General features: G+C 75.4%; 11 protein-coding genes. 3 read left to right on the top strand and 8 right to left on the bottom strand.

Annotation, left to right across the window (positions count from 1 at the left end; genetic code table 11):
* Nucleotides 1-19 precede the first annotated feature (19 nt).
* The 6 genes from UXQ13_RS11520 to UXQ13_RS11495 are packed head-to-tail and all read right to left on the bottom strand — an operon-like array spanning nucleotide 20 to nucleotide 8,615.
* Nucleotides 20-1,228 (bottom strand): TIGR02679 family protein, encoded by a 1,209-nt coding sequence (locus tag UXQ13_RS11520; protein WP_336392327.1) that lies wholly within the window; start codon nucleotides 1,226-1,228, stop codon nucleotides 20-22.
* Nucleotides 1,225-5,277 (bottom strand): SbcC/MukB-like Walker B domain-containing protein, encoded by a 4,053-nt coding sequence (locus UXQ13_RS11515; RefSeq protein ID WP_336392326.1) that lies wholly within the window; start codon nucleotides 5,275-5,277, stop codon nucleotides 1,225-1,227. The genes UXQ13_RS11520 and UXQ13_RS11515 overlap by 4 nt, the downstream gene beginning before the upstream one ends.
* On the bottom strand, nucleotides 5,274-6,488 hold the full coding sequence (locus tag UXQ13_RS11510) for a TIGR02678 family protein (protein WP_336392325.1): 1,215 nt from the start codon (nucleotides 6,486-6,488) through the stop codon (nucleotides 5,274-5,276). The genes UXQ13_RS11515 and UXQ13_RS11510 overlap by 4 nt, the downstream gene beginning before the upstream one ends.
* Nucleotides 6,485-7,933, bottom strand: coding sequence for a DUF2397 domain-containing protein (locus tag UXQ13_RS11505; RefSeq protein ID WP_336392324.1), 1,449 nt, complete (start codon nucleotides 7,931-7,933; stop codon nucleotides 6,485-6,487). The genes UXQ13_RS11510 and UXQ13_RS11505 overlap by 4 nt, the downstream gene beginning before the upstream one ends.
* On the bottom strand, nucleotides 7,930-8,355 hold the full coding sequence (locus tag UXQ13_RS11500; RefSeq protein ID WP_336392323.1) for a type II toxin-antitoxin system VapC family toxin: 426 nt from the start codon (nucleotides 8,353-8,355) through the stop codon (nucleotides 7,930-7,932). Before UXQ13_RS11500 ends, UXQ13_RS11505 begins: the two co-directional genes overlap by 4 nt.
* Complete coding sequence (locus tag UXQ13_RS11495; protein ID WP_336392322.1) at nucleotides 8,352-8,615, bottom strand: type II toxin-antitoxin system Phd/YefM family antitoxin; 264 nt, start codon at nucleotides 8,613-8,615, stop codon at nucleotides 8,352-8,354. Before UXQ13_RS11495 ends, UXQ13_RS11500 begins: the two co-directional genes overlap by 4 nt.
* 80 nt (nucleotides 8,616-8,695) lie before the next feature.
* On the opposite strand from UXQ13_RS11495, the gene UXQ13_RS11490 reads away from it, so the two are divergent.
* Nucleotides 8,696-9,646: a D-2-hydroxyacid dehydrogenase family protein gene (locus UXQ13_RS11490; protein ID WP_336392321.1), complete on the top strand. Its 951-nt coding sequence runs from the start codon at nucleotides 8,696-8,698 to the stop codon at nucleotides 9,644-9,646.
* Here UXQ13_RS11490 and UXQ13_RS11485 read toward each other — a convergent pair.
* The gene (locus UXQ13_RS11485; RefSeq protein ID WP_336392320.1) at nucleotides 9,639-10,079 is read right to left on the bottom strand and encodes a hypothetical protein; all 441 of its coding nucleotides are present in this window, start codon (nucleotides 10,077-10,079) and stop codon (nucleotides 9,639-9,641) included. The genes UXQ13_RS11490 and UXQ13_RS11485 overlap by 8 nt on opposite strands.
* Before the next feature lie 87 nt (nucleotides 10,080-10,166).
* Here UXQ13_RS11485 and UXQ13_RS11480 point away from each other — a divergent pair, with 87 nt between their 5' ends.
* The gene (locus UXQ13_RS11480) at nucleotides 10,167-10,994 is read left to right on the top strand and encodes an aldo/keto reductase (RefSeq protein ID WP_336392319.1); all 828 of its coding nucleotides are present in this window, start codon (nucleotides 10,167-10,169) and stop codon (nucleotides 10,992-10,994) included.
* On the opposite strand, the gene UXQ13_RS11475 is transcribed toward UXQ13_RS11480, so the two are convergent.
* Nucleotides 10,991-11,254 (bottom strand): hypothetical protein, encoded by a 264-nt coding sequence (locus UXQ13_RS11475; protein WP_336392318.1) that lies wholly within the window; start codon nucleotides 11,252-11,254, stop codon nucleotides 10,991-10,993. The genes UXQ13_RS11480 and UXQ13_RS11475 overlap by 4 nt on opposite strands.
* Before the next feature lie 97 nt (nucleotides 11,255-11,351).
* On the opposite strand from UXQ13_RS11475, the gene UXQ13_RS11470 reads away from it, so the two are divergent.
* Nucleotides 11,352-11,666: a hypothetical protein gene (locus UXQ13_RS11470; RefSeq protein ID WP_336392317.1), complete on the top strand. Its 315-nt coding sequence runs from the start codon at nucleotides 11,352-11,354 to the stop codon at nucleotides 11,664-11,666.
* Nucleotides 11,667-11,715 lie beyond the last annotated feature (49 nt).

The raw sequence follows: 11,715 nt of genomic DNA, 5'->3' as shown, positions 1-11,715 counted from the left end.
CCGGACGGCGGCCGCGGACTCATCGGTCCTGATCGCCGAGCAGGCGGTCGAGCAGGGCTTCCTCGTGCACGGCCAGACCTTCCTCGACCATGAGGTCCGCCAACCCCGGATCCCAGGGCGTGGGCACCGGTCGGCCGGTGAGCGGTACCCCGGCGGCCGGGACGGCTGTCCGGTAGTCCTCGGCCGAGAGACGCCAGGGCTGGGCGCCCATCGCCACAACCCGCGCGGCGATCGCCATGCCTGGCCAGTCCAGGTCGCCGTGGTACCGGACGACGGCGCCGTCGGCGACCAGCCCCACCACCAGCAGCGCGCCGGCCGCCGAGGGGCTGCCCTGCAGGCACACCAGCGGACCCGTCAGCGCTCGGTCGGCGGCCGCTTGGACCACCTGGGGGTTCTCGCAGGCATGCACCACCTCACCGGCTGCGGCCCACGGGTGGGGGGCTGCCCGCAGCTCCCGCAGCGTCACGTGGGTGGGCAGTCCCAGGTCGGCCCGGGCCCGCATCGCCACCGCCCACGGCGACGGACCTGGCGGCCGCCAGCCGAGCACCAGCACGGTGCCGGAGACGTCGTCGGTGCGCACGCCCACCTGGGACCACAAGCGGGTGCGCGCCTGCCCGGTCGTCGGCACGGGTTCACCGGTCAGGGCCGCCACCCCGCGCAGCGCGACCGCCCCCGCGCGCCGGCCGGGGTCGAGCCCGTGCGCATCCCCGCAGACCGCCGCGGCCAGTTCCCCGAGTGTGGACGGCCGCGGGTCGGTGACCACCGAGTGCACCGCGGCGACGGCGGCCCGCAGGGCGTCTGCGTCCGACCGGATCAGCCCACTGGCCTGCAGGCCGGCAGTCCAGGCGGCCACCCACGGCTCCGCATCCAGGCCGGCGTCGGCCAGCAGCGCCGCCCAGCCTGCGTCAGCAGCGACGCGGGCGGCGTCCTTCGCCGATCGTTGCGCGGGGAGGTCCCGCAGCGGGCCGTGCAGGGCGACTGCTGCATCGACCAGGGACAGGGCCGCCGGCGACGCCCGCAGGACCGCGTCGAGCTCGTCCAGGGCCAACCTGCGGCGCCCCGTCCGCACGCGCGCGCCGAGCACGCCGCCCAGGAGGTCGGCGGCGACGTCGTCCAGGTCGACCACCACCGTGCCGACCGCCCGCAGCCCGGTCTTCTCCAGCTGGCGGCGCACCGACTGCCAGAACACCGCCAGGGCCGGCTCGGCCAGCTCGTCCAGGAGGTTCACGAGAAGACGTGCCGGGTCGTGCCGTCCCAGTGCACCCGGGTCGTGATGGCGGCCGTCCCCTCGGCCCGGCGCACCTCGTAGACATCCAGCGATGGGACGCCCGGGCCGAAGCCCCACAGCGCGTGCCCGGTCATCACGAAATCGAGGTCCAGCCGGACGAGCTGGGCCATCAGCTCGCCGATCGTCCGCTCGTCGACCTTCGCGAAGGCGTCGTCGAGCAGGATCAGCCGCAGTGCCTCCGGGTCGGGCAGCCCGGTGAAGAAGGCGTCGGCGGCCGCGAACAACGCCAGGTAGCTGACCACCCGGGTCTCGCCCTGGGACAACCGCGCCCGGCGGGTGATCTTCCGCCGCTCGCCCGGGCCGGGGCCGAGGATGAACACCTCGACCGTGTGCCACGACCGGTGGTCCAGGGCCGCCCGCAGTGCCGTCGCGTAGCCCTGCGCCGGATCGCTGCGCAGCTCCTCCTCCACCCGCGCGCGCAGCAGGGTGGTCAGCTCCGCGGTGGTGTCGGTCGACCGCGCCGAGGACCGCTGCAGCACCAGCTCCTCGATGCGCGCCGCCGACCCGGCCACGTCGTCGGCCAACGGCCACCGGATCTCCACCCCGATGCCGTGGCTGGTGCGGATCCCGGACAGCCGCGCGTTCATCCGCTCGACCTGCTGCCTCGACCACTGCAGCTGGTGGCGCAGCTCGTCGGCCACCGAACCCAGCACGAACGTGGTGAAGATCCGCTGCTCCTTCTCGGTCAGCGCCGACCGGCCCAGGTCGCGTCGCCGCACCAGCTCGGCCACCGCGGCCGGCAGCGTCCGACGTCCGGCGGCCTCGCCGATCTCGACCAGGTTCACGCCGTCCGCGACCGACGTCAGCAGGTCGTAGTCACCGGGGTCGCGGTGGTTCTCCAGCTTCAGCAACGCCTTGAGGTAGGCGTCCGGGTCCGGCTCGGGCACGGGGTGGGGCAGGCCCGAGGTGAGGACGTCGACCAACGACCCCGCGGTCGGCAGCCCGACGATCCCCGCCGCCTCGGCCAACCCGGGCAGCTCCGCGCGGCGTCGCAGACGGTCGTCCGCCGACCCCGCCGTCTCCCGGGCCTGCGCCGTCGCGGCGGCAGCGGTCTCCGCAGCGGCCTGCGCCCGGGTCAACGCCCCTACCGACGTCAGCCGCGCCCGGTCGGCGTCGCGCAGCGCGATGCCGGCCGAGGTCACCGCCTCCTCCGCGGCGCGCAGCTCGGCGCGCGCGGCCTCGACGTCCAGACCCGAGGCCAGCTCGGCGGCGGCCAGCTCGGTGGCCGCCACGTGCCAGCGCTCGCGGTCCCGCTCGGCCGCGGCCTCGGCGGAGACCCGCCGAGCTCGGTCGTCGTCGGCGGTCGAGCGCTCCACGCCGACCCGCTGCAGCGCACGGACCAGGTCGCCGAGCGCGACCGCCACGGCCTCGGCCTCGGACGCCGTCTGCCCGGCGCGCTCGCGGGCGGTGGCCAGGAGCTGCTCGTCGGCCGGCATCCCCAACCGCCCGCACAGCTCGGCGTGCCGGCCCTGCTCGGTGTTCCACCGGGCCCGTTGCTCGGCCGCTGTACGGGTCAACCGCTGCGTGGTCGCCGCCTCCCGGCCCAGGTCGGCCTCGGCGGCATCACGTCGGGTGCGGGCGTCGCGCACGGCGGTCGTGCGGGGGGCCGTGCGCACGTGTGCCCTCACCGCCTCGACGACCCGGGCGACCTCTGCGCGCCGCGCCCTCAGGTCGCTGACCTCGTCGGCGATCCTGGCCAGTTCGGCCGTCACGCGGGCCAGCTCCTCGGCCCGGTGCCGAGCACGCGCCGTCGTCCCGATGTGCCGGGCGTGCGGTGCGGTGTGCCGACCGGTGAGCGGGCCGAGCCGGAAGCTGCCGTCGGCATCGACCCAGCAACTCCCCGACCGGTCGCCCCAGCCGATCCGGGCCAGGACGGCGGTGACCTGCTCGGCCGGCAGACCGCCGTCCGGGTCGGGCACCAGGACGGCGGACAGCGCCCGCGAGGCGGTGGGGCCCCCGGCATCGACCACGAGCTCGCCGTCCGCGGCCGCCCCGTCGGCCCGCACCACGGCGGTGAGCAACCCGGACGCGAGCAGCGCCGCCTCCACCCCGGCCTGCTGGTCGGCGGTCACCCCGTCGCGGAAGTCCACCGAGCGCCAGAGCGGCACGCCGTCGACGGGCCCGGTCCACCCGGGCCGCCCGGGCTCGGGGTCGTGCGCGGCGAGCAGCTGTGCCTGCTCGCGCTCCAGGTCGACGGCCCTGGCCCGGCGATCCCTCTCCTGCCCCCGCAGCTCGGCCGCCTCGGTCTGCCGGAGCTCGACGCCCGCCGCGGCGGCGTCGGCGGCGGCGACGTCGAGGGCGTCCAGGTCGTCGGGGCGGTCGGGACCGTCGGCCAGCCACGCGCCGACCGGGGTCGCCGACCAGTCCACCTCGCCCAGGTGCGCAACGGTGCCGGGGGAGGACATCCACGCGGTCCACTCCTCCCGCAGCGACGTCCGGGATGTCGTCTCCGTCTCGATCGCGGCGTCCCGGCGCTGTCCGGCCTCGTGCTCGCGGCCGGCCGCCTCGTCGCGACTGCGTTCGGCCTGCACCACGGCACCCTCGGCCCTCGCCAGCCGCCGCTGCTCCGTCCACCGGGAGTCGAGCTGCTGGCGTCGGTCGCGGGCGGCCTGGCGCACCACCCCGGCGCCGGCCCGCCAGGCCTCGAGGTCCGCACCGCCGAGGTCGACGTCGGTCAGGGCGGGCCGGCCCACCGGCTCGGCGTCGACGTCCGGCCGGGTGCGCACGGCCTCGACGAGCCCGGGCACCTCGACCAACCGGGCGGCGACCTCGCCGGGCAGGGGGTCGGGCACCCCGGCGGCCGCGGCCCGTTCGGCCAGCGCGGCCAGGTGTTCGCCGGTCCGCCCGGCCGCGACGACGGCGTCCCTGGCCGTGCGCGCCAGCCGGTCGGCCGCGGTGTGCTCGGCGCCCCGGGCGTCGGCGGCGCGACCGGCGGCCTGGACAGCCGTCGCCCGGTGCGCCGTCACGGTGCGGGCCCGTTCCAGCAGGTCCTGCCGGTCGGCCGACTGCTGCAACCCGACCAGGGTGGCCTGCACCTCGGTCAGCTGCTCGCGGCACTGGGTCAGCCGCGCCTCCGCCTGTGCGTCCTCGGACTCCGCAGCGGTCAGGGCGGCGCGAGCAGAAGCGTCGTGCTTCTCGGCCCTGCCGAGCTCCCGGACGGCGGCCCGTGCCTGCCCGGTCGCCGCACCGAGCTCGCCCTGGGCGTAGCGGCGGTACGCGGCCAGGAACGTCTCGAGGTCGGCGACGCTGCGTTCGAGCCGGTCCTGCAGGGCGCGGGTCTCGGAGATCTCGTCGAGCTTGGCGCCGGCGGCGTCCAGCGTGGCCTGGGACAGCGGCGGCAGCGCGTCGGACAGCAGTGCAGGCAACCGGCCCTCGTCGATCCGGTTGCCGACGTCGGGGGAGCGCAGGGTGTGCAGCAGCTGGGTGAGGCCGTCGAAGCGCTCGGCGGCCTGGGCGTCGACGAGCCCGAACACCCGTTCCCGGACCCGTTCGCGGTGGGTGTCCGCGGAGCTGGTGAGCACGTTCGGGCCGAGCAGCTGGTTCAGGTCCTCGCGGCGCAGCGGGTGGCGATCGGCGTCGATCAGTCGCAGGCCGTGGCCGACCCGCAGCTCGGTGACGAACCACGAGACGGCGACCGTGCCGGTGTTGGCCGACCAGCGCAGGTGCGCGCCCAGCGTGAGGTGCCCGTCGGGCTCGGTCAGCCCGTCCCCGTGGGCCAGCTCGAGCCACAGGTAACCGACCCGGTTGGTGGTGCCGGGGTCCCCGACCCGCATCAGCCGGTCGAGGTTCACCGCCGCGGACCCGCTGGAGTCCATCCGGCGGCGATCGGCGTCCAGCAGGAAGGGCAGCAGCAGCTCCAGCGCCCGTGACTTGCCCGAGCCGTTGGTGCCGCGCAGCACCATGCGGCCGCCGGTGAGCACGAACTCGGTGTCGAGGTAGTGCCAGACGTTCTGGATGCCGGCCCGGGTCAGCCGCCAGCGCGCCGTCACGCGCCGCCACCCAGGTCGAACAGGCCCGGTTCCTCCGGCAGCACCGGCTTCGGGGCGACCCGGTGATGGGTCACCTCGGTGCGGTACCGCGCCGCGACGGCGTGCACGAGGACGCCGTCGGAGGTCGGGGTGGTCAGGGACAGGGACGTGAGCAGGTCGAGCACCTCGTCGCGGAGTCGGGTCGGGTCGTCGCGGAGCTGGGCCCGCCAGCCCTTGCCGTAGTGGGTGAGCAGCGTGGCCAGCAGGGAGTCCACAGCGGTCCACGGCACCAGCACGGACGGCGGATGGGCGCCGGTGGCCGCCTTGGCGTCGGGATCGGGGAGGTGCTCGATCACCAGTTGCTCCACCAGCAGCAGTGCGGCCTGCCGGACCGTGCCGGTGCCGGGGAAGGTGACGTCGCTGAGCGAGGCCTCCGGGTCGTGCGCGAGCACCCCCTCGGCTCGGGTCTCCAGCACCAGCCCGAAGGCCTCGTCGAGCTGGCCGGCGAGCACCGTCCGCTCGCGGGACAGGACGTCGGCGGTCTCGGCGTCCAGGTCGCTGCGCAGCACCACCGGGTGCTCGGCGAGCATCCGACGCAGCCGTCGGCGGGGCTGCGGATCGGGGACGGCGTCGATCACCGACCGTGCGTCGGCGCCGGTCGGCAGCGGACCGACGAGCAGGTAGGGCAGCAGGGGGCGGTGCACGGTGAGCAGCGCCTCGTCCTGGCGTTCGGCCCACCCGGCCGCCGTACCGTCCGTCTCGGCGATGACGCCCCACCGGACCAGCAGGTCGAGCGCGGCGACCAACGACCGGCGCTCGGGCAGCGAGTCCGGGATGTCGATGCCCAGCCCGGCTGCATCGGCCCGCACCTGCTCGACCAGGTTCGACAGCAGCACCTGCTCGCCGGCGGTGGGCGCCAGCAGGGCGGCCGTGACCAGGCAGAGGTGGACGTAGCCGCGGGTGGTGAACGGCGTGCCGTCGGCTCGACGGGCCGGGCGGACCGGCATGCCGGGGTCGGGCGCGGTCTTCAGCAACCGGGCGAAGGTCGACTCGACGACCAGGGTGTAGCCCAGCTGCGCGCCGAACATCGACCGCAGCGCGGGCGCGTGCCGGCGGACCAACCGCATCGTCTCGGGATGCTGGGCGGTCGTGAGCACCGGGGTCAGCAGCAGTGCCCGGGCCGCGGTACGGCGCTCGGCGGCGTCGTGCCCCGAGGTGGTCACGGCGCTCATGCCGGCTCGGCGGTGAGGGTCAGACCGTGCACCGTGGTGCGGCCGTCGGCGGAGTCGACCACCGTCGAACCTCCGGGCTCGACGTGCAGGGTGACCCCGAGGTCGAGGTCCGTGCGGCTGGCGGGTGCGGCGAGCAGCTGGTCGACGGCGAGCACAGCGGCCAGCTGGTCGAGCACCAGGTCGCGGGCGGCGGGGGAGAGGACGGCGCCGTCGAGCCGGCCGGCGGCCGCCAGCTCACCCGCCGCGGCCCGCCGGGCGGCCGCCTCGGCCGCGGCCTCGGCGAGCAGGCGCTCCCGGTCCAACCCCGGGTCGGGCACCCGGGCCGACCGTCCGCGGGCGGCCCGGTCACCCTGCTCGCGCACCGACACCGGGACGTCGACCGGTGGCGCGTCCCACCACGACGTGGACGGCGCGATGCGGCCGTCGTCGTCCTCCGGCCCCAGGGCGAGGTGCCGCGCCGGGGCCGCACCGAAGGTGGCCGCCCACAACCGGTGCGCGGTGTCGTCGTCGGTGTCGGGCGTGGCGAACAGCGCAGCCAACCGCAGCAGGTCGTCGCGCCGCGAGAGCCCGGTGCCGGCCGAGGAGACCATGCGCTTGGCGTTGGTGAGCAGCTGCCCCAACGCCTGCTCGGCGGCCGCTCGCAACCGCTCGGGGCCGGAGCGGGCGCCGGTGAACCACGCGGCGAACTCGACCCAGTCCTGCTCCCGTCGGCCGGGGAGCCGCTCGACCGCCGCGCCCGACAGCCCCGGCAGCAGGGCGAGCCGGTCGAGGACGGCGGGCAGGTGCGGGGCCACCTCGGCCAACCGCTCGGTGACCAGCGGGGCGTGCCGGCCCACGTCGGACCCCAACAGCTCGACGTAGTCCAGGAGCACGCCCTTGAAGGTGGCGTACTCCTCTCCGGCCAGGTCGTAGCGGGACAACACGGTGGCGAGGTAGGCGTAGAAGTCGGCCAGGCTGTCCAGGAACACCCGCTGGTTGCTGAACAGGGTGGTGACCTCGCCGGCCAGCCGTTCCGGGTCAGCAGGATCGGCGACGGCCAGCCCACGGATCAGCTCGAGCCGGTCGGCTGTGCCGGCGAGCAGCTCGCGGGCGACCTCCCGCGCACCCTCGGTGGTGGCCAGCAGCTCCTCGACCTGGCGCTGCACCCGCCCGCCGAGCTTGGAGATCTGGTAGCGGGTCCGGGCGCGTTGCCAGTCGGCGATCGTGCGCACCCGGGCGTCGCGGACGGAGCGGACCAGGTTGCCCCAACGGACGAGGGCATCGCAGCGGTCCTCGACGGTGTCGGTGTCCAGACCTGGGGTGTCCAGCCGTTCGGCGATCTCGGCGGCGGACAGGTCGATGAGCAGCCCGGAGCTGAACAGCCGCATGATCGCGAGGTAGTCGGTGCTGAGCTCGGCCGAGCCGACGTACCGGTAGAGGTCGAGCCGGTCCTGCGGCCCGGTCACCGGGAGGTGTCCACGACGGCCAGCCCCTCGGTGCGCCAGGCGGTGAGCAGCTCCTGGTCCCCGCTGGCGGCCACCAGGTCGTCGTCGGCGACGGCGAGGGCAGCCGCGCAGTGCACTGCGTCGAGACCGCGCAAGCGGTGGTGACCAGCCAGGTCGGACGCCCGCGCCAGACGGGTCCGGTCCGCGGGGACGACGGCGACGGTGGCCCATCGCCGCTCGAGTTCGGTGCGGGCGGCTGCGAGCTCCTCCTCGTCGACTCGACCGCTCCGCGCGGCCCGGGCGAGCGCAGCCGTCGCCTCCACGTGCCCTACGGCCGACACCGTCACGAGGTCGGCCTCGTCCCACAGCCGCCGACACGCCGTCGTGCTCGGCTCGCCCAGCAGCAAGGGGACGATGGCGCTCGTGTCCAGGTAGAGCCTCACCCGCGGTCGGCGATGACCTGCTCGGACAACCGCACGCCGCTCGCCGGGAGCGGCGGTTCCGTGCTCGGCTGCTTGCGGGCTGCAGGCAACTCGACGACACCCTCGGCCACCAACCGGTCGAAGGCGCTGGTCGTGCCGATGGGGACGATCCGCGCCACCGGCGTGCCGTGGTCGGTCACGGTGATGGTCTCGCCCTCCCGCACGGCCGCCAGGTGCCGGCTGAGTCCGTCCCGGAGCTGTCGGATGCCGATGCTGGTCACGTCGCCTCCTGGTGGCCACAATGTTCGCTCAATGTAGCCACTGCGGGCACCGTGGCGGAAATGGCGGTAGACCGGACCCCGTGCACCGGATCGCGCTCCTCGACGACCACCAGTCCGCCGCCGCCCGCTTCGCCGACTGGTCGGGCCTGCCCGAGCCCGCCGAGGTGGTCGCCTTCGCCGACTCCGTCCCCGACGCCGACGCGCTGGTGGCCCGGCTGCGCGGGTTCGACGTCGTCGTCGCGATGCGCGAGCGGACGGCGTTCCCCCGCGAGGTGCTCGAGCGGCTCACCGACCTGCGGCTGCTGGTCACCACCGGCGGCGCCAACGCGGCCATCGACCTGGACGCGACCCGGGACCTCGGCATCACCGTCTGCGGCACCGGCGCGCACGGACCGGCCACCACCGAGCTGACCTGGGCACTGATCCTCGCCGTCGCCCGCCACGTCCCCGCCGAGGACGCCTCGGTCCGGGCCGGCGGCTGGCAGCACACCGTCGGCCGCGACCTCGCCGGAGCGACCCTGGGCCTCCTCGGGCTGGGCCGGCTCGGGGAGCAGGTCGCACGGGTCGGCCTCGCCTTCGGCATGGACGTCGTGGCGTGGAGCGCGAACCTCACCGACGAGCGGGCCGCCGAGGTCGGCGTCCGGCGGGTCGAGCGCGACGAGTTGCTGCGGACGGCGGACGTGGTGACCATCCACCTCAAGCTCTCCGACCGGACGCGTGGCCTCCTGGGTGCGGCCGAGCTGGCGCTGCTCAAGCCCACCGCGATCCTGGTCAACACCAGCCGCGGGCCGATCGTCGACGAGGCCGCGCTGGTCGAGGTGCTGCGGGCCGGCGGGATCCACGGCGCCGGCCTGGACGTCTACGACACCGAGCCGCTGCCGGTGGACTCCCCGCTGCGGGAGCTGCGCCGCGCCGTCCTCACCCCGCACCTGGGCTACGTCACCGAGCGCACCTACGAGGTGTTCTGGCGCGACGCCGTCGAGGACGTCGCGGCCTGGCTGCGCGGCACCCCGGTGCGCATGATCAGCTGACCGGCCACGTCGGCCGGGGGAGCACCGGCACGCAGTCCCGGCCGTCGGCGATGTGCAGGCTGCAGTCCAGCCCGTCGCGACCGCGCAGGATCGCCTCCACCGCGGTGGCCCACGCGTGGTCGTCGGGACCGACCCCGGCCGGCCCGCGACGCTCCAGGCACAGCGCCAGGTGCAGCTCTGCGGGCTCGACGCGCTCGGCCTCCGCCACCGCGGCGTGCATCTCGACCAGGTGCCCCAGCGCGACCCGGTCCGGCTCGACCGGCACGTCCTCGACCGGGATGAGCAGCGGGGCCATCGTGCCGTCGCGGCGCAGCCAAGCCAGGACCAGAGAGCGGCGGGACGGCGGGCCGCCCAGGTCGAGCAGGCCGCGCCAGCGCTCGGTGAGCGCGGCGTCGTCCGTGACGGGGACCGAGGGGTGCAGGGAGGAGGTCATGCCGGGCAGGATGCCGCGGATCCGGCGTCCGCGATGATCTTGTCCACAGGCTCTGCGGATGTCGGACCCCGCAGGTTGGATGAGGTCATGCAGACCTTCACCGCGCACGCCGGACTCACCCTGCCCGCCCTCGGCTTCGGCACCTACCGGCTCAACGGCAGCGAGGGCGTCGCGGCGATCGGCGCGGCGGTCGACGCCGGCTGGACGCTGCTGGACTCCGCGGTGAACTACGAGAACGAGGGCGCCGTCGGGCGGGCCGTGCGCGACTCGGGACGACGCGACGAGCTGATCGTGACCTCCAAGCTCCCCGGCCGGCACCACGCCCGCGACGAGGCGATCGCCTGCGTCGAGGAGAGCCTGTTCCGCACCGGCCTCGACGTCCTGGACCTGTACCTCATCCACTGGCCCAACCCGAGCGTGGACAAGTACGTCGAGGCGTGGGGCGCGCTGATCGAGGCCCGCGACCGCGGCCTGGTCAAGGCCATCGGCGTCTGCAACTTCGAGCCCGAGCACCTGGACCGGCTGCAGGCCGAGACCGGCGAGCTGCCGCAGGTCAACCAGATCGAGCTGCACCCCTACTTCCCGCAGGCCGAGCTGCTGGCCTACGGCGCCGAGCACGGGATCATCACCGAGGCCTGGACGCCGCTGGGCCGCGGCAACGACCTGCTCGAGCACCCGGTGCTCACCGAGGTGGCCGCCGCGCACGAGGCCACCCCCGCGCAGGTCGCCCTGGCCTGGTCGATCGCCCTCGGTGCCCTGCCGCTGCCCAAGGCCGCCTCCCCGCAGCGGCAGGCCGAGAACCTCGCCGCGGCCGACCTCACCCTGACCGACGACGAGGTCGCCCGGATCTCCGCGCTGGGCCGGCCCGACGGCCGCACCTACGACCAGGACCCCACCCGCTACGAGGAGTTCTAGAGCCCGGTCCCGCCGGATCCCCAGTTCGACCTCGACCGGGTGCGCCGGTTGTGCCGCATCCGGCCCAGCCGGCGCACCCGGCTGAGCTGCACGGCGACCAGCGTGCCGAATCCGACGACGACCACGACGACCAGCCAGGCGACGCCGTCCCCGCCCGAGGCGAGCACGCGGACCAGCAGCCCGACCGCGCCGAGGAGCAGCAGGACGCCGAGGACGAAGCCGAGTCGCTCGACGGCGGTCCACGACGGCTTCCGCTCCATGGCCGGACGGTAGTACCGCCAACGGGTGAGAGCCGTTCAACCGCGGACGCCGGGACCCCGATGCATGCGGGACCACCCCGTCGTCAGGAGCACCCCCGTGGACCGACCCACCGAAGCCGTCTCGACCCGCGTCCTGCTGTGGGGTGTCGTCGCCCCGCTCCTGGTCGGCAGCATCGTGCCCCCGCTCGCGGCCATCGCGATGATCTGGCTGATCTGCGGTCTGCTCACCCTGATGCTGCAGGCCGCCGGCGGCGCCTTCCGCCGCGTCGACCCGGGTGAGGACGGCGAGACCGCCGACCTGCACGAGGAGCTGGGCGCCACCCTGCCCGCCCCGGTGGTCGCCGGCCGCTGGTGGAACCGCCCCGACGAGGACCCCAACACCGCCGCCGCCCGCGCCGGCAGCTGGGGCTGATCCCCGGCCGCTAGCCTCGGCGCACCACGGACGGACGTCGACGGGGGGA

Origin of the sequence: Klenkia terrae, assembly GCF_037083865.1 — a bacterium.
Lineage (GTDB): Bacteria > Actinomycetota > Actinomycetes > Mycobacteriales > Geodermatophilaceae > Klenkia > Klenkia terrae.
This window is presented reverse-complemented; position numbering and strand designations above follow the sequence as displayed.

Bases quoted from the DNA above. Each gene is read 5' to 3' on its own strand.
- UXQ13_RS11480 (WP_336392319.1), top strand. From the start codon at position 10,167: ATGCAGACCTTCACCGCGCACGCCGGACTCACCCTGCCCGCCCTCGGC.
- UXQ13_RS11475 (WP_336392318.1), bottom strand. From the start codon at position 11,254: ATGGAGCGGAAGCCGTCGTGGACCGCCGTCGAGCGACTCGGCTTCGTC.
- UXQ13_RS11485 (WP_336392320.1), bottom strand. From the start codon at position 10,079: ATGACCTCCTCCCTGCACCCCTCGGTCCCCGTCACGGACGACGCCGCG.
- UXQ13_RS11510 (WP_336392325.1), bottom strand. From the start codon at position 6,488: ATGAGCGCCGTGACCACCTCGGGGCACGACGCCGCCGAGCGCCGTACC.